This is a genomic window from Helicobacter cholecystus, assembly GCF_003364215.1.
Classification (GTDB): Bacteria; Campylobacterota; Campylobacteria; order Campylobacterales; family Helicobacteraceae; genus Helicobacter_G; species Helicobacter_G cholecystus.
Window position 1 is genome coordinate 208,711 of record NZ_NXLU01000001.1, and the last position, 26,377, is coordinate 235,087.

The 26,377-nt window shown below is 35.4% G+C and carries 22 protein-coding genes; 7 read left to right on the forward strand and 15 right to left on the reverse strand.

The features are described 5' to 3' along the window. The 7 genes from CQA62_RS01210 to CQA62_RS01240 are packed head-to-tail and all read left to right on the forward strand — an operon-like array spanning position 1 to position 7,404. Entirely contained in the window at positions 1-2,355 is a 2,355-nt protein-coding gene (locus CQA62_RS01210; protein ID WP_115585097.1) for a tetratricopeptide repeat protein, read from the forward strand. Then, complete coding sequence (locus tag CQA62_RS01215; RefSeq protein WP_197720396.1) at positions 2,352-4,397, forward strand: ATP-dependent helicase; 2,046 nt, start codon at positions 2,352-2,354, stop codon at positions 4,395-4,397. Before CQA62_RS01210 ends, CQA62_RS01215 begins: the two co-directional genes overlap by 4 nt. Further along, on the forward strand, positions 4,394-5,245 hold the full coding sequence (gene flgA, locus CQA62_RS01220; protein ID WP_104723908.1) for a flagellar basal body P-ring formation chaperone FlgA: 852 nt from the start codon (positions 4,394-4,396) through the stop codon (positions 5,243-5,245). The genes CQA62_RS01215 and flgA overlap by 4 nt, the downstream gene beginning before the upstream one ends. Beyond that, the gene (locus CQA62_RS01225) at positions 5,242-5,805 is read left to right on the forward strand and encodes a UbiX family flavin prenyltransferase (protein WP_104723910.1); all 564 of its coding nucleotides are present in this window, start codon (positions 5,242-5,244) and stop codon (positions 5,803-5,805) included. The genes flgA and CQA62_RS01225 overlap by 4 nt, the downstream gene beginning before the upstream one ends. After that, positions 5,802-6,290, forward strand: coding sequence for a pantetheine-phosphate adenylyltransferase (gene coaD, locus CQA62_RS01230; protein WP_104723912.1), 489 nt, complete (start codon positions 5,802-5,804; stop codon positions 6,288-6,290). Before CQA62_RS01225 ends, coaD begins: the two co-directional genes overlap by 4 nt. Further along, positions 6,281-6,847 (forward strand): dTMP kinase, encoded by a 567-nt coding sequence (gene tmk, locus CQA62_RS01235; protein ID WP_104723914.1) that lies wholly within the window; start codon positions 6,281-6,283, stop codon positions 6,845-6,847. The genes coaD and tmk overlap by 10 nt, the downstream gene beginning before the upstream one ends. Next, on the forward strand, positions 6,844-7,404 hold the full coding sequence (locus CQA62_RS01240; protein WP_104723916.1) for a transformation system protein: 561 nt from the start codon (positions 6,844-6,846) through the stop codon (positions 7,402-7,404). The genes tmk and CQA62_RS01240 overlap by 4 nt, the downstream gene beginning before the upstream one ends. 11 nt (positions 7,405-7,415) lie before the next feature. Here CQA62_RS01240 and mfd read toward each other — a convergent pair whose 3' ends face one another. The 15 genes from mfd to CQA62_RS01315 form a co-directional block, all read right to left on the reverse strand. Then, positions 7,416-10,409: a transcription-repair coupling factor gene (gene mfd, locus CQA62_RS01245; RefSeq protein WP_232006741.1), complete on the reverse strand. Its 2,994-nt coding sequence runs from the start codon at positions 10,407-10,409 to the stop codon at positions 7,416-7,418. Beyond that, positions 10,406-10,774, reverse strand: coding sequence for a bactofilin family protein (locus CQA62_RS01250; protein WP_104723918.1), 369 nt, complete (start codon positions 10,772-10,774; stop codon positions 10,406-10,408). Before CQA62_RS01250 ends, mfd begins: the two co-directional genes overlap by 4 nt. Next, the gene (locus CQA62_RS01255; protein ID WP_232006740.1) at positions 10,696-11,634 is read right to left on the reverse strand and encodes a M23 family metallopeptidase; all 939 of its coding nucleotides are present in this window, start codon (positions 11,632-11,634) and stop codon (positions 10,696-10,698) included. The genes CQA62_RS01250 and CQA62_RS01255 overlap by 79 nt, the downstream gene beginning before the upstream one ends. 2 nt (positions 11,635-11,636) lie before the next feature. Then, entirely contained in the window at positions 11,637-12,539 is a 903-nt protein-coding gene (locus tag CQA62_RS01260) for a M23 family metallopeptidase (RefSeq protein WP_104723920.1), read from the reverse strand. Beyond that, positions 12,529-13,635 (reverse strand): Mur ligase family protein, encoded by a 1,107-nt coding sequence (locus tag CQA62_RS01265; protein ID WP_104723922.1) that lies wholly within the window; start codon positions 13,633-13,635, stop codon positions 12,529-12,531. Before CQA62_RS01265 ends, CQA62_RS01260 begins: the two co-directional genes overlap by 11 nt. Then, on the reverse strand, positions 13,622-14,155 hold the full coding sequence (gene lptE, locus CQA62_RS01270; protein ID WP_104723924.1) for an LPS assembly lipoprotein LptE: 534 nt from the start codon (positions 14,153-14,155) through the stop codon (positions 13,622-13,624). Before lptE ends, CQA62_RS01265 begins: the two co-directional genes overlap by 14 nt. After that, the gene (gene leuS / locus CQA62_RS01275; RefSeq protein WP_104723926.1) at positions 14,152-16,566 is read right to left on the reverse strand and encodes a leucine--tRNA ligase; all 2,415 of its coding nucleotides are present in this window, start codon (positions 16,564-16,566) and stop codon (positions 14,152-14,154) included. Before leuS ends, lptE begins: the two co-directional genes overlap by 4 nt. Positions 16,567-16,574: 8 nt before the next feature. Beyond that, complete coding sequence (locus CQA62_RS01280; protein ID WP_115585098.1) at positions 16,575-16,916, reverse strand: DUF6394 family protein; 342 nt, start codon at positions 16,914-16,916, stop codon at positions 16,575-16,577. Positions 16,917-16,933: 17 nt separating this feature from the next. After that, positions 16,934-17,905, reverse strand: a complete 972-nt coding sequence (gene secF / locus CQA62_RS01285) for a protein translocase subunit SecF (RefSeq protein WP_104723930.1) — start codon at positions 17,903-17,905, stop codon at positions 16,934-16,936. A 2-nt stretch (positions 17,906-17,907) separates the two neighbouring features. Beyond that, positions 17,908-19,458: a protein translocase subunit SecD gene (gene secD / locus CQA62_RS01290; RefSeq protein ID WP_104723932.1), complete on the reverse strand. Its 1,551-nt coding sequence runs from the start codon at positions 19,456-19,458 to the stop codon at positions 17,908-17,910. A gap of 6 nt (positions 19,459-19,464) precedes the next feature. Then, positions 19,465-19,743: a preprotein translocase subunit YajC gene (yajC, locus tag CQA62_RS01295; RefSeq protein ID WP_104723934.1), complete on the reverse strand. Its 279-nt coding sequence runs from the start codon at positions 19,741-19,743 to the stop codon at positions 19,465-19,467. Between the two features lie 22 nt (positions 19,744-19,765). Then, a complete protein-coding gene (nhaA, locus tag CQA62_RS01300) occupies positions 19,766-21,076 on the reverse strand; it encodes a Na+/H+ antiporter NhaA (protein WP_104723936.1) in 1,311 nt (436 codons plus the stop codon). Beyond that, complete coding sequence (locus tag CQA62_RS01305; RefSeq protein ID WP_104723938.1) at positions 21,077-23,878, reverse strand: RecB-like helicase; 2,802 nt, start codon at positions 23,876-23,878, stop codon at positions 21,077-21,079. It abuts the gene before it with no gap. A gap of 238 nt (positions 23,879-24,116) precedes the next feature. Next, entirely contained in the window at positions 24,117-25,202 is a 1,086-nt protein-coding gene (locus tag CQA62_RS01310; RefSeq protein ID WP_104723940.1) for a DUF354 domain-containing protein, read from the reverse strand. Continuing rightward, positions 25,189-26,349: a glycosyltransferase family protein gene (locus tag CQA62_RS01315; protein WP_115585099.1), complete on the reverse strand. Its 1,161-nt coding sequence runs from the start codon at positions 26,347-26,349 to the stop codon at positions 25,189-25,191. The genes CQA62_RS01310 and CQA62_RS01315 overlap by 14 nt, the downstream gene beginning before the upstream one ends. Positions 26,350-26,377: the final 28 nt, after the last annotated feature.

Here is a 26,377-nt window from a genome sequence, read left to right on the forward strand (position 1 = left end):
ATGAAGGTTACGCAATTTAAAGATAGTTTTTTCTCTATGATTAAAGCAATTGGAGAGTTTTTTAAACGAAATATTCACACTAAAGAAAATAGAACTTCTTCTTATGTAGTTTTAGCTCTATTGGGTGGACTTTTTATTTTTTATCTTTTCTATACCCTCATTGCAGATACAAGAGCAGGGGGATTAACTTCTAAAGAAGTGCAAATCCAATTAGAAAAAGAAACAAAAGAATCAGAAGAAAAGGTGCAAGAAGGGCAACTTTTGCAAAGAGATTTGGTCTATTCTCCCCCTAATAATGAACTCTCAGAGATGATTGCAAAAGCAAATATTCTTTATAACAATGGAAGAGTGGAGGACGCATTAGAAATCTTTAATAAACTTGCTCTGTATTCTCAATCTTTGGCAAATTATAATCTTGGTGTGATTAAAATTGTCGAAGGACGTTATAAAGAAGCAGAAGAAATTTTTAATCGTGCAATTGATGGGGGGGATGATGTATCACTCTCTGCAATTAATGCTGCTTATGTTGCTTATAAACTTGGAAATCAGCAGGCATTTTCTGATTATTTGCAACTTGCAAACTCTAAATTAATTGATTCAAGAAATGCTCCTTTTTATTCTTATCTCTATGGGATAACTTCTTATTACAATAGACATTATTTTGAAAGCCTCTCTCCTCTTCTTCACCCTAATACTCAAGACTATGAACAACAAAACAATCTCTTAGCTTCAAAGATTTTTCTTATTTTTAATGATGATGTTAATGCATTAAAACATTTAGAGAAGTCTGCAAATAAGGAAGATTTCTTAGCTCTTGGTATGCTGTATGCACGTAATGGAGATTATCAGAAAGCAAGAGATAAGATTGAAGAATATCTTCTTAACAAACCTCGCGATCTTCAAGCGATTAATGCTCTTGAGCTAGTCAATCTTAAACTTAGAAATTATACAGAGGCTGCAAGACTATTAGATTCCTTTCTTGAAAAAAAGATGCCCTTTAAAATTAAAACAGGATTAAATGAAGATTTATTTGATATTAATATTGCTCAACAAACTTTTTGGAATCGCAAATTTGAACACCGCCAATCATTGCAGTATAAGATTTTATTTTATTATGCGCCTTATAAAGTTTTTGATAGTCAAGAAGTGTTTCGAATCCTCTCTGAGGGGAATTTTGAGTGGGGTGCAGGGAGAATTGATGAAAGCTCGGATTCTTACATTCGAAGCAAAACAATCTCAAAAATCAATCGTGATATTGCTAATGGATTAAAGGAGATCTACAATGGAGATTTAAGAAATGCATTAAAAATCTTCCTTAAAAATGCCAAAACTTATTCTCAACACTCCGTGTTGTTTTATGATATTGGGCTTATTTATGCCCAGTTAGGAGATTTTGAAAAAGCCTTTACGTATTTCTCTAGGGCTTATTATCTTAATAATAAAGATATCCTCTCAGGAATCTTTGCAGTGATGAGCGGTCAGCTTGTTTATCAGGATACTTCAAGGATTGAGAGTTCAATTAGTGTAGATTTTGCAAATCTTGATTTTAAAAATGATGAGGAGAAGACTTTTTTATTTGAGCTTTTTGAATACAGTAAAAGCGGAAAAACCTCTTTCTTGAGCTTTTCAAATAATGTAACAGTGGCAAATCACCCTATATACTATGCCTTTGGTGCAGTGAGTGCAATGGGGAGAGTGGATGGCCCAAAACTTATAGAATGTTTTTCAAAACTGAGAGAAATACAACCCAATGACTTGGTCACAAATATCTTGTATGAAATTTCTAAAAACTTTGGAAAAAATCTTAAAGATATTTCTTTGAATTTCTCACAAAACTTTCGAGAGGGAAATTTCTCCAACTTGCATTCACTCTATTATGGCGGAGCATTAGTGAGAGAGCTTTATATTTATTTAGCCTTTGTTACAGGAAGTCTTTCTTATATAATTGAAGAATTGCAAAACAGGCTTATTTCTGAGGATAAATCTCCTAATGGAACAATGCAAGCCCTTGGTTTAGCCTATATTTATCATCAAGATTTTGAAAAGGCTTTTGCAACTTATAATACATTGATTGATAATCTTGGAGAAGATGATGCAAGAACGAAATTCTTAGGAGCAGTGAGTGCAATTGGCGCAGAGCATTACAATAATGCTGTAGCCCTGCTCCAGATCTCAAAGCTTGATTCTATTGCATCTTTAGAGAGTCGTTATGCACTTGGGCTTCTTTATCAACAAGCAGGGAATATTAAAAGTGCAATAATGCTCTTTGATGGGATTGCAAATAAAAATTTTAGATCTGAGTTTTTTGATTTTCAAATTGATTCAAGTGATTTATTAGAGGCAGAGCAGAAGTGATTTTTTTGGAAGGGTTGAACTCTAAACAAAGAGAAGCAGTTGAATATATTGATGGGGCATTATTGCTTCTTGCGGGTGCGGGAAGTGGTAAAACCAAAACTCTTATTTCCCGTCTAGCTTATCTTATTGGTGTGGTGGGGATTGATCCTAGCAGTATCTTATGCCTTACCTTTACCAATAAAGCAAGTGTAGAAATGAGAGAGAGGGCAATAGGACTTCTAAGAAATGAGGGAATGGGAGTAAAAAATCCTCCTCTACTTTGCACATTTCATAAATTTGGACTTTTATTTTTAAAACACTCGATTTCTTATTTGGATAGAGAATGCAATTTTGTGCTTATTGATAGTGATGATGCAAAAAAGATTATCAAGAGTTTTGAGAGTAAGATTGCAACCTCAACACTCTTGAGTGCAATTTCATTTTATAAAAATGCCACACTCTCACCTTCTGAAGTTTTACAAAATGTTTCAGATACTCAAGAGAGACAAATAGCTAAAATTTATGAACAATACCAAGACTATCTTAAGCGCAATAATCTTGTAGATTTTGATGATTTACTCTATCTGACTTATTTAGTTTTAGAACAAAATCCCTCCTTAGCACAAGATTATTCTAAAAAATATTCCTACATTATGGTTGATGAGTATCAAGACACCAATCCCTTGCAATACAAAATCTTAAAGCTTCTTACTTGTACTCATCAAAATCTATGTGTTGTAGGCGATGATGATCAGAGTATTTATGGTTGGAGGGGTGCAGATATTCGTAATATTTTAGAATTCACCCAAGATTTTAGAGATGCCAAGATGATTAAACTTGAGCAAAACTATCGCTCTACTCCTGAGATTTTAAAAGTTGCTAATGCACTCATTGAGAAGAATTCTGAACGTTTGGGAAAAGTGCTAGAGCCAATGCTTGAGAGTGGAAGAGAGGTGCAGGTCAATTCTTATAAGAGTGATCGAATTGAGATGGAGGCAATCAGCAAGAAAATTAAAGCCCTGCATCAAGAGGGGGTAGAGTTTGGAGATATTGCCATTCTCTACCGCCTTAATGGAATGTCAAAGGGTGTGGAAGATGGATTGCTTAAGGCTAGGCTTCCTTATAAGATGATAGGCACTGTGAGATTTTATGAGAGAGCAGAGATTAAAGATGTGGTGAGCTATCTCAGAGTGATGGTCAATATTGATGATGATTTTTCTTTGCTCAGAGTGCTTAATCGTCCTAAAAGAGGTTTTGGCAAAGCTTCTGAAGAAAAACTTCTTGCAGGGGCAAGGGGAAGAAAAATCAGTGAATTTTTTGCAAATGAAAATGAGTGCAAGTCTTGTATTGGAGAGAAAAACTACAAGATTCTTAAAGAGTTTTTTATTCTAATTGCTGAGCTTAAAGATGCTCTTTTGGAATCTTTTGAAAAATTTGAAGATTTTTTTAGTCAAAGGATTAATATTTTAAATGAATATCCTTTAGCAGAGAGAGAAGAGAGGGGAAGTAATCTTAAGGAGCTTTTTACTTCTTTAAAAGAGGAAATAAAAGAGGGCAAGAGCTTAGAAGATTTTCTTAATGAGCTTTCTTTAAGCTCTGATGCAGATAAAGAAATGTCCAATAGTATCTCTTGTATGAGTATTCATCTAAGCAAGGGATTGGAGTTTGATTATGTTTTTGTTATAGGGTGTGAAAATGGATTTTTCCCACTTTTAGGCGAGAGTGGAGATATGGAAGAGGAAAGGCGTTTGGGTTATGTGGCCTTTACACGAGCTAAAAAAGAGCTTTATCTTAGTTATGCACACACCCGCTATTATCGTGGAAAAGCCTCAAATCTACCCCCCTCAAGATTTCTCTATGAATCTAATCTCTTAAGTGATGATTGTCAAGAAGTCTTCTCTTTGGGAGGAGAGATTATGAGTGTAGGTGCAATGGTAAGGCATAAGATTTTTGGAATTGGAAGAGTTCTTGAGGTGAGTGGGAAGGGCAAAGAGATGAAAGTGAGGGTAAGTTTTGGGGGCAGTGAGAGAATGATCCTTGCCTCATTTTTGGAATTATTATGAGATTGTCTTTATTTTTTTTATTTGTATTTTTTGCTTTTGGGGTGAATTTGCAAGAAGAATACAAAGTCAAAGGCAATGAGATTTATTCTAATGATCTTATTGCTGATGCTCCAAGATTTTTTATTGCTCGCTTTGGAGATACTTTTGAATTTGAAATTCCCTCTGCTGATCTTATTGCTCTTTTTAAACGTTATGGAATAAAACTTGAGGCAACAAAAGATATGACAAAGTTTATTTATCAAACTCCAAAAGCATTTGCAAATCTTCAAAAGCAGGTGAAAAAGTTTTTTTTACAGGCCTATCCTTCACTTAAAATTAAAACAATTTATCTCAAACCCTTAAGTAAGGCTTCAGACACTTCTTTTGAGGCCTTACTTACCCCCTCTGTGCTTAAAAAGTCAAAATTTGAATTTTTAGCAAAAAGCACCCCCAAAGAGGGGGGGATTATTTTTGCCTGTGAAATTGTAGGGGAGATTGAAGTCTATTTAGCCAGTGAGGATATTCGTTCACGTCAAATATTTAACCCAAGCAATATCCAAAAACAAAATATTGCTTTTAAAGGATTTTTACAAGAGCCCGCATTGTATGAAGATTTAATGAATTCTCAAGCTAAAGGTTTTATCAAAAAAGCTCAAATCATCACGCGCAATAAACTCTCCCCTAGAACCTTGATTGAAAAAGGAGGGATGATTGATGTGGTGTTGCAAGAGGGGGGAGTAAGGGTTGAGATGAGAGTAGAAGCTTTAAAGAGTGGTTCTTTGGGCGAAGTGATTCCCGCAAGAAACCCCACAAGTAAAAAAAATTTAAAAATCAAGGTGATTGCTGAGGGTAAGGGGGAGGTTTTATGAAAAAGCTTGTGATTGCTATCAGTGGGGCAAGTGCAACAACTTTGGCATTAAAATTCCTCAAGGAGGTTCAAAAAACTCAACACTGCTATGCTATTCTCTCAGAAAGTGCCAAAATCGTCGCATTTAAAGAAAGAGGAGAGGATCTACAAAAAAAGATTGAAGATATGGGGATAAAAGTCTATCAAGAGAGTGAAATATGGGCAGGAATTGCTTCAGGGAGTTTTGGAGTTAATGCCATGGCAATTATTCCTACAAGTATGAATACTTTAGCAAAGATTGCTTGTGGAATGAGTGATGATCTTATCTCGCGTTGTGCGGCTGTGATGCTCAAAGAAAAAAAAACTCTACTTTTAGCCCCTAGAGAAATGCCTTTTTCTGCTATCGCTCTAGAGAATATGAGTAAACTTGCTTCTTTGGGGGTCATTATCGCACCTCCAGTTTTAGGATATTATTCAGAGGTTAAGAGCTTAGAGTTGATGGAAGATTTTTTGGTAGGAAAATGGCTAGATGTATTGGGAATACAAAATAGTTTATATCAAAGATGGGAAGATAAGAAATGAGAAAAATTGCAATTTATCCAGGAACTTTTGATCCACTCACAAATGGGCATTTTGATATTTTGTATCGCAGTATTGAAATTTTTGATGAGGTGATTGTCGCAGTAGCAAAAAATACTTCAAAATCTCCCCTATTTACCCTTAAGGCACGTTGTGAAATTTTAGAATTATGCTTAAAAGATTTAGCAAGAGTGCGGGTGCAAGCTTTTGATACACTTTTGGCTGATTTTGCCAAAAAGGAAGGGGCGAGTGTGATTTTAAGAGGGTTAAGAGCTGTGAGTGATTTTGAATATGAGCTTCAAATGGGTTATGCTAATCAATCTTTAAATCCTAAGCTTGAAACATTATACTTGATGCCAACATTGCAAAATGCTTTTGTGAGCTCCTCAATTGTAAGAAATATTTTAAGCTATGGAGGAAAAATTTCCCATCTTGTTCCTAGGGGTGTAGTAGAATATCTCAAAGCAAAGGGTTATAAATGTATGTAGCAATTGAAGGGATTGATACTGCAGGTAAAAGCACGCAAATTTCACTGCTTCAAAAAGCATTTCCTCAAGCATTTTTTACTTTAGAACCAGGAGGAAGTGAGCTTGGCAAAAGGTTGAGAGAGATTTTATTAGAGAGTGAAATGCACTTAAGTGATCGGGCAGAATTTTTGCTTTTTTTATCAGATCGAGCAGAACATACCCATAAGGTTTTACTTCCCCATAGCAATGAGTTTATTATCTCTGATCGCTCTTTAATTTCAGGGATTGCTTATGCTCAAACCTTGTCTTTTGAGCAAAGCATTGCTCTTAATCTCTTTGCGACACAAAATATAAAGCCAGATTTAGTCATTCTCTTAGAGCTTCAAAAAGAAGAATTAAGTAAAAGATTACAGGCCAAAAAGCAAGATAATATTGAGCTTAGAGGGTTAGAGTATTTGCTTGAGATTCAAAATAGAATGGTGTTAGCAGCTCAAAAGTTAGGCATAAGATTGGAGAGAATTGATGCAACTTTGGAGATTGAGGAAATTCATACAAGGATTAAAAAGGCATTGAGTTGAAATGCTTAGTGTGTGGAGCATGGAGTTTAAGGATAATTTGTAAGAAATGCCAAGAATGTATTGTTTTTAAACCTACAATTCGTTTATTGGGAGATCTTAAAGTTTATAGTTTTTTTGCTTATAGTGAGATTGAAACCTTACTTTATTATAAATATACCCCCATTGGCTCTAGGGTTTATCAAATCTTATGCAATCTTGCACAAGAATATTTTAGGGAGAATTTCTCTCTCCAAGCTTGGGGTGTGGGGATAGATGATTGTATTAAAAGGGGATATTCACATAATGGAATTTTTTTGCATACTTTTAAAAAATGTGGGATTAGGCCTATTTATGGAGAGCTTTTAGCTAAGAATAAGGTGAGTTATGCTGGAAAAACACTCAAGTATCGCCAAGATCATCCCAAAGGGTTTGATACTTCTCTTAAGGGGTGCAAAGATTTAATCATCTTTGATGATATTCTCACTACAGGAACAAGTTTGCTTGAAGCCAAAAAGGTGCTTGAAGAAAAGAGTAATGAGATTCTTTTTGCTCTCACACTCTGCAATGCAAGAGAGTAGGGGTGCAAAATTTAGAGTGCTTTTTGTTTTTTTCTTAGGGTTTGTAAAATCATCGCAATCACATCATCGTCATCTTTACTTGCAGATTTTAAGGTTTCTTTGGTGCCATCATTATAAAGGAATGTAATGTTTTGTCCATAGTTTGAGATCATTTTGAGGTTACACAGACTGCCCAAAATCTTAATAATAATGAGATCTAAAAATTGTTTAGTATATATATCAGGTTTGCCGAATCGATCTTCAATCTCTGCTTGGATTTTAAAAACTTCTTCAACACTTTTGCAAAGTGAGAGACGGCGATAAAGCTCTAGCCTTAATCGATCAGAGGCGATAAGCTCGGGATTGAGATAAGCAGAGACATTGAGTTTGAGCTCAACACTTTTAGCCTGTAGTTTTTCTTTGCCACTTAGGGCATTAATACATTCTTCAAGCATTCTAAGATAGAGTCCATATCCAATATTTTTAATATGTCCGCTTTGTGCTTCACCCAAAAGATTCCCTCCTCCCCTAATCTCTAAATCATGATATGCAAGGCTAGCACCGCTACCAAGATAGGAATTTTGCTCCAAGGCTAAAAGCCGCTTCTTTGCCTCCTCACCTAAAGACTCTCTATCTTCTATAAGAAAATAGCAAAATCCTTCCTTATTCCCTCTTCCTACTCTTCCTCTAAGCTGGTGCAAATCAGCGATTCCAAAACGATCCGCACCTTCTACAATCATTGTATTGGCATTGCTGAGGTGAATTCCTGATTCAACAATTGAGGTGCAAAGCAAGAGATTGTATTTTTTATTGAAAAAATCCTCCATAATTTCCTCACTGTTTTGAATCTGAGAGTGCAAAAGTGCAATTTTTAGGCTAGGCATAAGTTCTAAGAGCTTTTCTTTTCTCTTTTGAATGCTTGCAATGTGATTGTGAATGAAAAAGACTTGTCCTCCTCGTCTTAGCTCTCGACTGATAGCTTCTTTTAGCAATGAGTCGCTGTAATTTTTTACAAAAGTCCTCACCCCCTCTCTTTCATTAGGTGGAGTGAGAAGCGAACTCATACCCTTAATTTGTGAGAGTGCCATATTGAGTGTTCTGGGGATTGGAGTGGCAGACATTGAGAGGAGGTGAACATTAGAACTTAGCTCTTTGATTTTTTCTTTTTGCTTTACACCAAACTTATGCTCTTCATCTACAACAACAAGCCCTAGGTTTTTAAAAGTTGCATTTAAAAGTGCTTGGGTGCCTACAATTACATTAATATTGCCCTCAGCAAGATTTTTAAGCACAGCAGATTTATTTTTAATCGTGCTATCAAGCTTGGCTAATGTAATATTAAAGCCTTCAAAACGAGCTTGTAGAGAGGCAAAATGTTGAGAAGAGAGCAGGGTAGTAGGAGCAATGAGTGCGCATTGATAGCCACTTTTGCATACAGCAAATATTGCATTCATCGCCACTTCTGTTTTTCCAAATCCTACATCACCACTTAAGAGGCGATCCATTACCTTCCCACTACACAGATCGTTAAAAATTTCACAAATACTTCTCTCTTGATCTTGGGTAAGTATAAAGTTGCAGGCATTTTGAAAAACTTTTATTTCTGGATTTGTAATATCAATCTTGCAACCCTCTAGTAAATCTCTTTTTGCTGCAAGAGCAATAATGCCTTGAGCAATTTCAAAAAGCTTTGTTTTAACCTTGTCCCTAAGTTTGATGAAAGCCCCCTTACCAAGCCGATCTAAAATGGGAACATTTCCAGAATTAGCAATATAGCGATCAATGAGGTGGAGATTTTCTACAGGCAGTAAGAGCTTATCTTCTCCTTGGTAATCAATTTGGATAAAGTCTCTTACACTTCCAATAATTTCAGTTTGCACAATCCCTCTAAAAATCCCAATACCATAGTCTTGATGGACAATATACTCTCCAATTTTTAGTTCATCAAGCAAGATTTTGGGTTTTTTGGTTTTTGTTTTAGAGCTAAAAGTATTGAGTGAGAGAATGAGTTCTGTTGGAGTTAAGATATTGATGATGTGTGGAGAGGTTTTGAGTGTAACCCCCTCAAGATTGTAGTGAAATTTAAGATTTTCAAAGACAGAGGAGTTATTGCAAAGAAGAGTGATTTGTTTATCTTGATGAGCAAGAAGAAGTTCAAGATTTTTAATATCAAAAAGAATATCACTATACCCTTCAATAGGTTCTAAAACTCTGCACTTTTCAAGATCATTTTCTCCTAAATCGCTTTGTTCTTGGAAAGAGAAAAACTCTATAGCTTCACTTTTTGCTTCTTGTGTCAGGGCTGTGCTAAGAACTTGTGGAAGGAGGATTTTATGTGGAAGAAACCAAAATCCTAGACCCTGAACATCTTGACTGAGAGATTGGAAGTCTTGCTTTTGTATTGTCTCTTGGATAGTTTTTTCCTCATCTTCTGAAAGAGAGAAGAAAGGGGGAGTGATCTCAATACTCTGCACTTCTCCCTCTAAACACAACTGACTTTCTAATTCAAATTCTTTAATTTCTTCTACAAAAACATCAAAAAAGGAGATTCGATAAGGATTGGGGTGATGAGGGATAAAAATATCCATAATATCCCCTCTAATGCTCACCTCTCCCTCTGTTTCTACAAAATCTACAAATTCATAACCATAAAGAGAAAGTTTTTCTTTAAGCTCTTGGATAGAGTAGTTTTGTTCTTTTTGTATCCAAAAAGATTGGAGATGCTGAGCGCTTGGAAGTGCATACATCACGCTCAAAATTGGAGCAATGAGAATTTTTTTGCCTTCAAAGGCATAATAATTTCTAAGAGTATGACTCAGCGCACTCAATTCTTGAAAGTAGGAACGCAAATCATCACCAAAAACTATACGTAATTCTGGAAGTAAAAATGGCTTGATTTGACTTTGAGGGCTAAGATAGTCAAGGGTTTCAAAAGCCATTTGTGCTTCTTTATAGTTTTGGGTGAGTAAAAGCTCAAAATTAAGAGCTTTATTTTGAGTTAAGGCATATAAAATGCTACAAATCAATCTAATTGCTCCCCATCCTCAACAATACTCTCCCCTGTAAGATTCCCCTTTCTTTCAATCACTAACTCATGACTTGAGACTTTTCCATCAATTTTTCCATAAGGCATAATCTCAACAATTTTAGATTTTACAGTTCCAAAGAGCTTGCCACTTACAATTAATTTTTCTGAGAAAACCTCACCATTGACAACACCATTCTTGCCAATATTAACAGTGCTATTGGAGTGAATCACTCCTTCAAAATCACCATCAATATGTAAATGACAATGAGTATGAATTTCTCCTTTTATTTTTGTGCCACTTGAGATAATGGTAGCTCCATTTGCTCCATCAAGTTGTTTATCGTTGTTAGCAAAGACTGCCATGGTATATTTGTCTCCTTTTTAAAAATAGAATCAAAATCTCGCATATTCCACTCAATAAAAATTTGAGGATCTACATAAGCTCCCAAAAATCTTATTTCATAGTGTAGGTGAGGACCAGTACTCATTCCTGAATTGCCACTATAAGCAATAATCTGTCCCTTTCTAATGAAATCCCCTCTTTTTACAAGTAGTTCATCTAAATGTGCATAATAAGTTTTAAAACCAAAAGAGTGATCAATCTTAATGAGATTTCCATATCCGCCATTATAATGTTTCCTTGCAAATTCTACAACACCATCAGCAGTAGCATAAATCGGTGTTCCAATCTCTGCGCTAAAGTCTACCCCAGCATGTAGGTGTTTTCTTTGTAAAATTGGGTGATAGCGATATCCAAAAAAATCTGATATTCTTCTGTAATAATCCATAGGATAACCATTGGGGATGAATTTCATAACAAAGGCTTTTTGTGCCCCTGCAAGTGAGGCAATTTCAAGTCTATCTTGGAGTCCATAATTAATTTTCTCATACTCTTCACTGTCTGAGGGGATTCCAACCATCCCTTCTAAATGCTCCACTCTATCACCTACAAGTGCAAGTTCTTCAATACGTTGTTCAATTTTGTCATTTAAGAGAGTATTTTTTTCTAAAAGTTTTTGATACTCATTAAAGAGAGTTTGATTGCTTTGTTCAATCTCTAAGAGTTCTTGTCTGAAAATACTGATTGAAATTAAAGAGAAAAAAATAAGTGTAAATATAAAAATTGCTACATAAAAGGCAATCCGCTTAAAAAAGGCTTTGATATTGAAAATACGGCTTCCTCTTGAATCTGTAATCATTAAAACTAAGCGATGATCAAACATATTTAGCCCTTATTGTTGAGACGATTTTTAATTTGTCTTAACTCATCAATTGCCCATAAAAGCTTATCCCAATGCACATGGGTTTGTTTTTCAAAAATACTGTCAAAATTTTCCTCACCCCATTGAGTGTAATCGAGTGGGTTTTGATAGCCTTCTAGAAATCTTACTTCATAATATAATCTTGCACCATTGCTGTTTCCACTATTCCCACTGTATCCAATGAGTTGTCCTTTCTGAACAAAATCCCCCTTTTTAACTAAAATCTCTGAAAGATGTGCATACATCGAGCTAAAACCATAGGCATGCGTGAGTTTAACAAACTTTCCATAACCTTTTTTTCCATTTCTAGAAAGATCAACAATCCCTTCAGCGGTAGCATAAATTGGGGTTTTAAGTGGAACAATGTAGTCAATCCCACTGTTTATACCATAAGTTCCTTTAGAGGGATGAGGGCGAAGTTTGACCGAGGCGATTTTTGCACTAATTGCAATAGGTGCACCATTGGGAATGATTTGAAGCAGAATCTTTTTTTGCTCCTGTGTGGTTTGAAGGTTTGAGATATTGTATTGGATTGGATCATCAGTGTTTTTGGAGAGATTGACAATCTCCTCTAAATCATCCACTCTTTTTGTAATATCAATAAGCTCTTGGGATTTAGAGCTAATTTTTGTTTTAAGCTCTTGATTTTGATAAAAAGTGTCTTTGTAATTTTGTGTTATTTGTATTTTTGTAGCAGAAATATCTCGAATCTGCTTCATTAAATAAGTCATTAAAAAAAATCCACTCACAATCGTGATCAATAGAGCAATGAGCGAGTAGAGAAAGATTTTTTTTGCAACTTTATGCAGATTGAACTGCTTTGATCCCTCTTCATCAACGATGCTAATATAGATTCTATCTCTCACCCACACTCTCCAAAAATGCTTTTACAACGCTAAAAGAACCAAATACAAGAATTTCTTCCCCCCTCTTAACCTCTTTAAAATCTGAAAATTTTAGCCCAAGTTCTTTTAAAATTCTTTTTAGCTCCTCTTTGCTTATTGCTCTAGGATCATTAATTGGAATGATTTGAACTTCTTTGATAATAGGGGAGAGGATACAGAGGACTTGAGCGACATCTTTTTGTTTGTAAGCATTATAAATTAAAATTATTTTTTTACCCATAAACTCTTTGAGTATAGCTCTTGCACCATCAGGATTATGGCCTACATCTAAAGTAATAAGGGAGGAGTATTTTTGCATACGCCCTTGCAAATCAAGTGTAGCAATTTGTGCCAAATTGTATTGAATATTCAGAAAATCTAATACTTCTGAGGCAAGGGTGAGATTTTCTACTAAAAATTCAGGCATAGCAAAAGGGGGAGTGATAAGGTCTTTTAAGATTGTAATTTGAGCTTTTTTACTTTGTGCAATATTTTTAGCAATATGTTGCACTTGAGGGTATTTTTGAATTCCTAAAAATGCAACTCTTCCCATAGAATTAAGCTTGGTTGTAGCAATTTGTTCTAAACTCTCCCCTAAGATCTCACAATGATCTAGGCCAATTTGGGTAAAGACTGAAATTTTTTCCCTAATAACATTGGTGCTATCAAACTCTCCTCCAAGCCCTGCCTCAAGAATTAAATATCCACAATCTTTTGCCAAATATAAGCATAAAAATGTCAAGTATTCAAAATAACTAGCCCTATGCATGTATTTTTTTTCATAAAGCTTTGTATGTGCATCTTCAAGTGCTTGGAGTGCAATATTTTCTCCATTAAGATAAAAACGTTCATTGATGCAAAAGAGATGAGGAGAGGTGAAATGCAGAACATTTTTTAATCCCCTTGCAATCATTCTTCCTGTGCTTCCTTTGCCATTAGTGCCGACAATATGAATGACTTTAGGGTGAAAATAGGGAAGAAAATCTTTTACAAAAAGTTCAAAGATTTGAGGTGCACGATTGGGATCAAAGGGGGCATATTCAGCCCCTTTTTTCTCTAAAAATTTAGCGAGATTCATTGCCACGCTTTTTGAGATAAGTTGCACCTTGATAGAAGGTTTGAGAAACAAATTTATTGATTGCTTGCTCTACTGCAAGATTAATTGCATCAAGCTGGGCTTTTTCTGTGGCAATAGAGGTCATATTGTCTGTTGAGGCATAATCACTGCTTCCACTTGTAGTGATCGCATAATCTTGCCCATAAATACTTTTGTATTTAAAATCAATATCCACTGTAATTCTGTAATGCGTGCTAAAGCCCTGATCATCTTGGGCAATTGAGGTAAAGTCAATCTTTCTTAAATCCATTAAAATATTACTTTGGGCTTGGTCTTTTGGAACAACATTGAGATGAAATCTAGCAAGAAAGGCTTTATTAAGCATATCTTTTGCAAAGATTCCAGATTTTGGAAATTTAGGATTAATCACCACTTCTACATAAATACTTTCACCAAAAATCTCTTTAGCAAAATGTCCAATGGGGCGATATCCACACCCCATAAGAAAGAAGAGTAAAACCAGAATAAAAAATTTTCTCATTTTAAGACAAAATTTACTAGTTTATTAGGGATATAAATTTCTTTATTGATCTCCCCTTCTAGCCATTTGCTTACACTCTCTTTTGCAAGTTTTAAGATTTCATGTTTATCTAGATTTAAAGGGATTGTAATATCAGCTCTTTTTTTGCCATTGACACTCACAACTAAGTTTAAAGTCTCATCTGCTAAGGCATTTTGATCAATTTCCAAAGGAATGAAATTCTTAAGAGAAAAAAGTTCTTGGGAGAGTTCATAACTTATATGTGGAATTATGGGCTCTAAAAGATTAAGTAAAATAAAATATCCCTCACTCCACACATCTGCATTATCTTGATTGCTTAAGGCATTGAGTGCCTCCATACATGAGCTAATAAGAGTATTAAAGGGGTAGCCTGCAATTTTTTTATTAAAAATTTCATTGCTTTTTTTAAGTGCTTCATAAACTTTTTTTCTTGCAAATTTGCTTTCTTTGCTGAGTGATTGAGGGTTGATTTGAGGAAGAGTTTGGCAAGGAATAACATTTTTGCTTCGATCCCAAAGGCGTTTAATGAATCTATAGGCTCCCTCAAGTGCATCATCATTCCACTCTAACTCTTTTGTGGGAGGTGCTGCAAAAAGAATAAAAAGTCTTGCACTATCAGCACCATATTTTGAGACAATGCAATTTGGATCTATCACATTACCCTTACTTTTACTCATCTTTGCACCATCTTTAAGCACCATTCCTTGAGTGAGGAGATGTTCAAAGGGTTCACTAATATGCACATAGCCTAGAGTTTTGAGCATTTTTGTAAAGAATCTTGCATAAAGTAAATGCAAAATAGCATGTTCTACTCCCCCAATGTATTCATCAACATTAAGCCAATAGCGTGTGCTTTCTTCATCTAAAGCCTTTAAGGTGCGTAATTTCTTAGGTGTAGCATAGCGCAAGAAATACCAGCTTGATTCCATGAAAGTATCCATTGTATCTGTTTCTCTACTAGCCTCAATTCCACATTTTGGACAGGTGCATTTCTTCCAAGTTGGATGCTTTTCTAAGGGATTGCCCTCACCATCAATCACAACATCATAGGGAAGTGTGACAGGAAGGCGAGTTTCAGACACAATTCCACAGGTTGGACAATGAATAAGTGGAATAGGGGTTCCCCAATAACGCTGACGTGAAATTCCCCAATCACGGATTTTGTAATTTGTGACTCTTTTTCCTAGTGCATTTTTTTCAAAATACTCAATTACTGCTTCTTTGGCTTGAGTGTTGGACATTCCATTGAATTCTCCACTTTGGATAAGCTTTCCTTCAAGGGTGTAGGGAATCTCAGAACATTCTATGACTTTTTTAATGGGTAAGTTATAGAGAGAGGCAAATTCAAAATCTCTGCCATCATGTGCAGGAACACTCATCACAGCTCCACAACCATAATCATTCAAAACAAAATTAGCTACCCATACAGGAAGACTTTCTCCACTTAAAGGATGGATGACATTTACCCCTAGAGGCACACCACTTTTTGGGGCAATAGAACGCTCTCTTGCAGTCATATTTTCAATTGCTTTGATCTGTTCTTGTGCTTCAAGGCAGAGTGAGGGGAGGAGTGCTTGGGTAAGAGGATGCTCTGCACTGATTGCACAATAAGTGACACCATAGATTGTGTCAGGTCGTGTTGTAAAGACTTTGAGTGTTTGGATTTTGTCTACGGGAGAAGAAAGTTTAAATTCAAATTCTAACCCTGTTGATTTTCCAATCCAGTTTCTTTGCATATTAAGTACTTGAGAAGGCCATTTATTCTCTAAAGTATCCAAATCATCCAAAAGTTCTTGGGCATATTGTGTGATCTTGATGTAGTACTGATCCATCTCTTTTTGGACTACGGGTGTATCACATCGCCAACATTTCCCATCAATGACTTGTTCATTAGCTAAAACAGTTTGATCATGGGGGCACCAATTGAGTTTTGCACTTTTTTTATAAACTAAACCACTTTCCCACATTTTTGTAAAGATCTCTTGCTCAAATTGCGTGTAGTCTTCATCACTTGTTGCAAGCTCTCTTTCTTGAGAGAAAGAGAGTCCTAAGCTCATCAACTCTTTTTTCATATTTGCAATATTGCAATAGGTCCAATCTTTAGGGTGAAGTTTATGCTTGATTGCGGCATTTTCTGCAGGCATTCCAAAAGCATCCCAACCAATGGGGTGTAAAACATTAAACCCACTCTTGCGATAATATCTAGCAAGTGCGTCACCAATACAATAATTTCTCACATGTCCCATATGAATTGATCCACTTGGATAGGGGAACATAGAGAGAATGTATTTTTTAGGAAGGCTATGGTCTTCTTTAGGCTCAAAGGTATTTTTCTCTAGCCAAGTTTGCTGCCATTTTTTTTCTATTTCTCGTGGATTGTATTCACTCATTGTTTTTCCTAAAAATTAGATTCTTTGCTCTTTGCACATTCAATCAACATGAGTGCCACAGAAAATATACATGCAGCTAAAGCACCTACTGCAAGGGCATTGGCAACTTTTTGATTATGATAAATTTGAAGAACTAAAAATGCAGGAATAAGATGCAAATCCACGACCAAAGAGCTTGCAAGCATCTCTGAAGAGAGTAAATTTTTTACTCCAATTTTAAGTGTTGTAGAAATGAAATTTACTGCTGCTGCAATAAAAAGCATGATGAGACTTGGATCATAAAGAAAACCAATAATTGATGTTAAACTCATTAGGCTAAAAAATATAAAAAATACTCTACCCCAATCCATTTTTTCCTCCTTAAATTTTAAATTTGTCCATTTTGATACATTTCACGCATTTTTTCTCGCTCTTTTTCTTTTTTTTGTTTGTCGGTGAGCTTTTGGCGATAAGCATCAAGATTAAAACCAAATAATACGATTAATCTTGGAGCCAAAAACATTGAGCTATATGTTCCCACAATTACACCTACAAGCATAGGCAGTGAAAATCCAACAATAATCTCACCTCCAAAAATATAAAGAGTGGCTACTACAAAAAGCACTGTTAAAGAAGTGAGCGAGGTTCTTGAGAGTGTAGAATTGAGTGCCTCATTAATGACATCATCAAGATTTCCTGCTCTTCTTGCAATGATTTGTTCTCGAATACGATCAAAAATAATAATTGTGTCATTGATGGAATATCCAATAATGGTTAAGAGTGCAGCGATTACCTCAAGATTGAGATCAACTTTAAAGAGAATGATGCATGCAGAACTAATGAGCACATCATGAAAAAGAGCAATAACAGCAGAGAGAGCAAACTTCCATTCATAACGATAAGAAACATAAATTAAAATTGCAATCAATGCCAAAAGTAAAGCAGTCAATCCTCTTTCTTTAAGCTCGGCCCCCACTTTAGGACCAACTAAATCTACGCGACGAATTTCAAATTCCCCTGTATTTTGAAGAATGCTTTTCACTTCATCATTGAGTTTTCCTGCAGAGAGAGAGGGAGAGTAGGGAATTTTAATCAAAATTTCTTCCTTGCTCCCAAATTCACTCACTTGCGATCCTTTAAAGTTTGCATTTAAATCAAGAATAGAGCGAATTTGTGTGATTGGAGCTGGGGAATTGTATTTGATTTGCACCAAAGTCCCCCCTGCAAAATCCACCCCATAGTTAAAGCCTTTAATGAAAATCAGGCCCAAAGAAGCAAGAAGAAGAAATAAGGAAAGATAAAAGCTGTAATAATTATATTTGACAAAATTAAAGGCAGTGTGATTTTTAATCCATTGCATATTTATCCTTTAATCCCAAACCAAAACTTTTTGCGATTAGGGTTAATTTTTTTAAGAATAGCAAGATAAATTCCATGTGTTCCAAAAATAGCTGTAACCACAGAAACGACAATCCCAATAATCATTGTGATGGCAAATCCCTTAATTGCTCCTGTTCCATAGGCATAGAGCAGGATAGCTGCAATGATTGTTGTAAGGTTAGAATCAAAAATTGCTCTTGAAGCATTGGCATAACCTTCTTCAATAGATTGAGCAATGCTTTTTCCCTCATAAAAACACTCTCTAATACGCTCATTGATAATGATATTTGCATCGACTGCCATACCTACAGTAAGTACAATTCCTGCCATTCCTGGGAGGGTGAGTGTTGCATTAAAGAGTGCCATAATCGCAATAATGAGTAAGATATTTATAAGAAGAGCTCCTACAGCAATGACACCTGCAAAATGATAATACATAATCATAAAAATAAGCACCAAGGCAAAACCACTAAAGAGTGCAATCATCGAAGCCTTGATACTCTCAGCTCCTAAGCTTGGCCCAACACTTCGTTTCTCAATCACTTCTACTGGAGCTGAGAGTGCACCACTCCTAAGAGCAATCGCTAAATCACTCGCTTCCTCAGAAGTAAAATTTCCACTAATTTGTCCGCTCCCGCCTCCAATTCTTTCGCGAATGACAGGGGCTGAATAAACTTTTCCATCAAGCACAATTGCCATTCTTTTTCCAATATTTGCACCAGAGAAATCTCCAAAAATCTTAGCCCCTTTTGAATCAAGGTTGAAAGCTACAACAGGTTGGGAGTTTTGATCGTAAGAAACTTTTGCATCAGTAATCATTTCTCCATCAATAATTGGCACAGCTTTAAGTAAAATTTTCTCTTGAGAATTCACAAAGGGTAAAAGCACATCGCCTAGTCTATGTGCTTCACTCTCACTCATCATATTGGCTCTACTTGCTCTTTCTTCATCAACAGCCATCATCTGCAGATGTGCAGATTTTGAAATTAAATCAATCGCCCTTTTTTCTTCTTGAGCATTTTTAATCCCTGGAAGAGCAACAAGAATATTTTCTTTTCCTTGTCGTGTAACGCTAGGCTCACTTAGTCCAAATAAATCTAAGCGATTACGGATTGTTCCAATAGCTTGATCAATGGCATTTTGAGTAATTTGTGTAATTTGCTCTTGTGTAAAACTTAAAGAATATTCTCCATCAGAATAATTAATCTCTAGTCCCCCAAAATCTTTGAGAAATTGATCAATTTTGGGTTTTTCATCAATATCTAGCAATTTAAAAGAAAGAGAGTGATCATTTGTTTTAAGATTTCTAATGAGAATTTTTTGTTTCTTGGCTTCATAATTAAGGCTAGTTGCAAGAGAGTTGTAGCGAGATTTTATAGCTTCAGAAGTTTTGATTTCTAAAAGCATTGTCAATCCTCCTTGCAAATCAAGCCCAAGATTAATCTTGGGACCTTGAAGATTTGTAAAAGAAGGAATTGAGAGTAGCAGTCCAAAAATGGAGCAAGCAATAAAAATTAAAAGTCGAAAGTTCATTGTGGCTTATTGCTCAACTTTGTAAGCGATGTATTCCTTTACAAGCTTCATTGTGCTTTCACCCGATCTTACAAGAAAATGATTGTCTTCCTTTTTAATAATCTCACACATAATCCCACCATAAGAAACAACCTTATCTCCCACCTGTAGTGCTTCAAGCATCTGTTTATGTTTTTTTTGTTGATTTTTTTGGGGACGAATAAATAAAAAATAAAAAATCGCAAAAATTGCGATAAATGGAACAAGAGAAGTTAGAATCCCTGTAAGGCTATTTGCATCTTGCATTGTGTATCCTTTTATTTAAAAATTAAGCTTGAGATTTTAGCATATTAGTTTTTTTACATAAAAACAAAAGTGTCAAACTTCCTAAAATCCCTGCTAAAAGTGATGAACAAAGAATGGAAATTTTTGCAATATCAATATGTCCTGCATTCTCAAAAGCTAGATTTGTCACAAACATTGACATTGTAAATCCAATTCCTGCAAGCATTCCTGCTCCTAAAATACACCCCCAAGAGAGATGACTTGGGCGTGAGGCAATGCCAAACTTTTCGCATAAATAAGTAAGAATTAAGATTCCTAGAGGTTTTCCCACAATTAGGCCAAGTCCTATACCATAAACAATATGGCTTGCTGTTGGATCAATATTTCCTCCATTAATTGCAACTCCCGCATTGGCAAAGGCAAAAAGAGGCATAATTAAATAAGTAGAGTAGGAGTGTAGAAAGTGTTCAAGTTTAGAGAGAGGGCTTTGAACTTCACTCATTACTTTGTGCATAGTTTCAATGTGATGAATTTGCTCATGATTTAAGAGGACATTTTTTCTCCCCTTGTCTTTATTGCTGAAATGCTCTAGCTCTTTATTCATCTTTTCCATAAAGATCTTGGTTTGTATTTTAGGTTCGATAGGAATACAGAAGGCAAGGATTACTGCTGAGATTGTTGCGTGAATTCCGCTTTCATGTATACAAAACCAAAGCACAATACCAATAAGCAAATAGGGGGTCAAAGATCGGACTCCTGCATAATTGAGTGCAACAAGAATTCCTACTAAAAAGACTGAGCAAAGAAGCCAAAAAGATGCAATGCCTGAACTATAAAAAATTGCGATCACAACAATTGCACCCAAATCATCAACAACAGCAAGAGTGACTAAAAAAAGCTTAAGTGAAGAGGGGACTCTCTTTCCTAAAAGCAAGATAACACCTAGAGCAAAAGCAATATCTGTGGCCATGGGAATCCCAAACCCATGTTCTGTGGGAGTACCAAGATTAAAAATCAAATAAATGATTGCAGGGAAGATCATTCCTCCAACGGCTGCGATTGCAGGAAAGGCTGCTTTTTTAAATCCTGACAATCCTCCATAGAGGAATTCTCTTTTAATCTCTAACCCCACCATTAAAAAGAAAAAGCTCATTAAAACATCATTGATCCAAAGATGGAGACTAAAACCCAAAAAGTGATCTCCATAGCTAAGGCCTAGTTTTTGATTCCATAAATCAAAATACCAAGAGGCGATAGGACTATTTGCTACCACCATTGCAAGAAGAGCACAGAAAAATAAAAAGATTCCTCCAAAACTCTCCATATGGATAATTTTTTTTACTAATGCAAACATTTATACTCCTTCACATATGACTTGATGCAAGTCAAGATTGTGCTGATACATCAAATAGCCTCTAACCTCAGCTTGAGGGTATATAATCTTGACAAAATTTGCATAACGTCTGATTTGATCTTCATAAGTTTTGTTTTCCCCACCACTTTTATAATCAATGACAATTGCTTTTTTGATTGTCTGATTTTCATCCTTACAAAGTAAAAGACAATCTATTCTATAAAGTTTATCTTCAACCATAAAAGAAACTTCTGTTTTTAATTCACTAAAATGAAATTTTTCAACAAAAAGTGATGAGATTTTTTGCAAAGACTCTAGAATTTTACCCTCTTCCTCCATATTGAGGTAGATTCCATAATGATTTTTTAGATATTTTCCTATTTTTAGGATAGGACATTTGTATCCAAGATAAAGCTCTAAAGCCTTATGAAAGGCATCTCCACGCTTAATTGCTGGGATATGATTAGGTTTATAAATTTTTTCTTTGACTTTAATAAAGCTCTCTTGGCGTCCAAAGTCTTTTTGGGTAACGACTTCTAAAAGAGGCTGATTTTTTTCATTCTTGATGCTTGTGATATTTTCAAGTTTTCCATATTCACTCTTAAGAAGCAATACCCCATCTTTATCAACAAGACCAATATTCTCAAATGCACTATTTCCTCGATAGGGATGAATGGGCATAATCCAGAGACTCTCCACTGCTCGTGTGAGTGCAACATAAAGCAAATTTTGCTTCTCTTTCCGTTCTTTCTCTTTTTTGACTTGTTTAGCATATGCATAGATTTCATCAAATTCTTCACGATTTTTTTGTTTTAAAAAGAGGGTTGCTTTGAGTTCTTGGTCGTAGTGGTAAAAAAGAGGATCTTTATCATTACCTCCCTTACTCATTTTATCCACTACAATAAGATGAGGAAATTCAAGTCCTTTTGATTTGTGGATTGTAAGGATTCTTAATCCTTGTTTTTCTTCTTCAAGTCCATTAAAATTCTTGACATTGCAAATAAACTCTTCAATATTTTTACTCTCACAAGCCAACTCAAGCATCTTTTGTGCTTCCAAGGAATTAAGAGCATAGAGTTTGATACTTTGATAAATAAACTCTTCAATGCTTTGATCTTTCCAAGCAATATAGGGAGGAGGAGAGTCAATATCTTGACCCAAAAGCTTTGCAAGATTATAGGGAGCTAGAGAATTTGTCTCTTGAGGATTAAGAGAGTATTGCAATGCATTTAAGAGGATTTGTGCATCTCTTTTTTTATCTAAAGAAATACTTTCTTCTGTGGTAATGTGTTGATAGTATTTTTTAAGAAAATCACCTATTTCTAGAACTTCTTGATTGTTAAAACAGAGTATTGCAATCTCATCAAGTCTTGCGCCTTTTTGTAAAAGTTCCTCTAAGGTAGAGTGAATTTGATCAAAAACAATAGATTTGTTATCTGTATCTTTTTCAAAGAGAATCTGTGGGAAAATCTTAACATACCCTCCACTTTTTTGTGAATTTTGCTTGGTATAGTCGCTCATGCATTGCTCAAAAACTTGATTGACAAATTCTACGATTACCTCTCCACTGCGATAATTTGTATTAAGTGCATAATCTTTGAGTGAGAAATTTTCCCTCACATCTCTCATCAATCTCCCCTCACCCCCTCTAAAACTATAAATACTTTGCTTCTGATCCCCTACAACAAAAAAACTTCTTTCCTTGATTCTTCCATTCCCAGAGCAAATCTCTACAATTAATGGGTAGAGAATTTTATACTGCAAAACACTGGTGTCTTGAAATTCATCAAGAAGAATATGTGAGATTTTCTCATCTAATCGGAAATAGAAAAAATCTGAGGAAATTTTGTTCTCACATAATAGGCTATAACATTTTTGCGTAATATCGGAGAAATCAAGCGCATTGTGTTTTTTAATCATATGGCTTTTGCTTTGGCTGTAGTGGAAACGAAATTGTTCAATAAAGCCTAGAGAGATGCTTTCTTTTAGGCAAAAATACTCTTTTAAAGCTTGAGTAAGTTCATTAAAATCACTAGGGGAGAGTTTGAGGTTTTTAAAATAATGGTATTGCTCTCTTTTAAGAATCCAATTTTTTGAAAGAAGATCATCAAAATTTTTAAAACTAACATTTTTCTTTGCTGTATCTGAGGCTTGAGGGTGATTAAGAATTCGATCTGCAATGCTCTTAGCCTCTTGTAGAATTTTTGCTTTAATCTTTTCAAGATCCCCTTGCAACAATTGTTTTAAACTATTGGGATAGTTTGCATTGACTTGATCAATCATATTAAGAATCTGAGAGAGAGATTGGTCGTGAGAGAGGCAGAACTCAAGCAAGAATTCTTTTTGTTTGTCTTGAAGAGTGGAGAGAAAATGCTCATAGATTTCTTTAGTTTCAAGTTTTTGAGGTGAAAAATTATAAGGAATACCCATATACCAACAAAAGCGTTTTGCAATGGAATTAAAAAATGCATCAATCGTCATAATTTTGGGAGTTGAGATATAGAAATTTTTAAGAAGCCTTTTTGCATTTTCTTGCACTATGGTTTGATGAAGAGCGTAGTGTTGATTGAGATTTTTAATCAGATTGCTTTTTTCTTCACATTCTTCTCCTGCAAGGATTTCTAGAAATCTTGCAATCCTCTCCCCCATTTCTTTGACTGCTTTTTTTGTAAAGGTAAGAGTGAGAATTTCTTCTACTTTTGCACCCTCAAAAAGCAAATAAACATATCGCATTGCTAAGCTATAGGTTTTTCCACTTCCTGCAGAGGCTTCAAAACAAACAAGTTGTTTGCTCTCACTCATTTTTTCTCCTTTAATCTTTTCTTTGAAAATTTATATTGATTAATTTGCTTGAGATGATTTTACTCAGAGTTTGAGAAAAAACCAAGAGATGAGAGTTTTGTTTGAAGTTAAAAAATAAGGGAAAGATAATAGGAGAGTAAGATTCTATTGGTATGACAAAGAGCTATTGATTTTGTTGTGTTTTATGCACCAAGGAGTATTCTTTTTTGTGCTTGGCAATCAGTGAAAAGTGAGTGATTTAGTTGGGAGTGAAAAATCTTTGTTTAAGGGTTTCTACAATCTTTTCAAATCCTGCTTTTTCTTTTTCAAATAAATGTGCATTTGGGACAGGTGGGGTGAGTTTGCTGAGGATATTGCGTGCAAAAAATAGCACTTCTTGTGGAGTTTTGGCATGATGCATTAACCTATTTTCAAGAAGATAGATATCATGATAAAGAAAAAGTGAGCGTGTAGAAATAGTAGGAATCCCAAGATAACAGCTCTCAAGATTCATTGTCCCCCCTCCACCAATAAGCAAATCAATATAGGGATAGAACTCGCTAGGATCTAACTTTTTCTCCAAAATATGGACATTGTTTAAACCACCAAATTCTTTAATAAGCCCCTCACTTCCATAGCGTGGCATAATCACCAAATTAGCATTGAGTGAGGAAGAGAGTAGATGAACACTCTCATAAATAATAGGAAGTTTTTCTTTGACATAGTGAGCTTTATACTCCTCTTCTCTAATTAAGATACAAGGCAAGGAGGAGTCAAGCCCTAGCTCTTCTCTAAAATCTTTTCCTTTCTTAAGATCTCTAAGCCATAGAGCCACATCAATAAATTCATAAGCAATAATATTTTCTTTTGCAACACCTAGTGCTTCATAGCATTGAGCGGGGACAACAAAGGGATGAAAAACAAGGGAGGAGAGAGGGAGGGTAAGACGAGAGAGAATGGTGAGGGCCTGTAGAGAGAAGATATGCCCTGCAATAGGGGTGTCAGCAAAGTTAATCACAGGAATTCCTAGCCCATAAGCTGTTTGGACTCCCTCAACACTTGCTCCTGTAATAAATATTTGAGGGGTTTTACCCAAACGCTTAAAAAGAGATAAGAACCCATTTTGCCTTTGCAGTCTTGCTTGGAGCTTCCCCAACTTACTCGCCCCTCCATAACCCCCTATACAGTATGCCTCAATCTTAAAAAGTTCTAAAAGTCGATGAGTTTCACTATAGTCCTCATTCCCTCTTGTTGTGATTATCACTTCATCTATTTTTTTAAGTAGAGGAAGCATGCCTTTAAAAAAAAGGACATATTTTGGATCTGTAATATCAAGCCAAATCATTTTTTTCTCCCAATAGCTCTGCAATGAGATGTAAAATCTTTTTTTGGTTTTCTTGTGTGCTTAAAAGTGGGCTTACTTTATGGGCATTGGATTTAAAGTGGATAACATCTTGTAGGGTCAAAGAGTTAATTAAAGCAATTAAAGAAGAGGTTTGAAAATCTTTTGAGACTTTTCCAATTCCATATTTTTCTATCAGTGGAGTGATTGAAGGTAGGGGTGTGCTCATCACTCCAAGACGAGCTTGAATATACTCAAAGAATTTATTAGGCAGAGCATGAGTGTTATTAAATCCATTGGGTTTAAGTGTAATGACTCCAAGATCAAAGGCATTTGTAAAGGGGATAATCTCCTCTAGCTTTTTTGGTGTATGAATTTTAATTGTGGGGATTGTTTGGGCTTGGGAGTGAAAATCTTTTAAAAAAGAGGGGTGATTGCTAAGGGTGATGAGGTTTAATCTTATCCCCTCTTTAAGCCCTTTAGCAATTTCTAAGAGATTGAAACTCTCGCGATCAGGACTGATTAGTCCATGGTAGATAAGCTCTAAATGAGTATTTTTTGAGGGGGTGAGTGGGCTGTATGGAGGAAGAGAGAGAAAGAGTGTGGGGCAAATGTTATATACTTCTTGATACTTGTGTGCAATCCCTTCACTTACACAAAGAGCACGATCAACTTGGGGTAGAAATGTATCGCAGAGATATTTAAAAAATGCCCCAAAACTCTCTAACCATTTTGCATCATTTTCATACTCTAGGGGATAATATTCTCTTAAATCAATCATCACCTTGGCTCTCAAATTATTTTTTTTATATTCTAAGGCAAAGGGCAAAAGAGTGATATCTTCAACAATCAATAAATCCAGCCCCTTAGTGCTAAGAAGAGCATCTTTTAGTATCAAACGATTAGGAGTATAGAGAAGTTTGTCAAAGTTTTTATTTCTGCAAGCTTGGAGTAATTCTTCTTGCTCTTGGGGGGTTCTTTGGGCTGCACTCTTGCTAGGGGGAAAAGAAAAGGTTTTCACTCCTTGAATTAAGGGGCATTCTTTGCCAAACACAAAAAGATGATAAAAGCCCTGAAGCATTCTAATAAGTCGTGCAGGACGTGGCTTGGTCATTGGATTGCTGTCACATAAAATTGCAATATTTTTCACACACTTACTCCAAAATAAAATCATGATT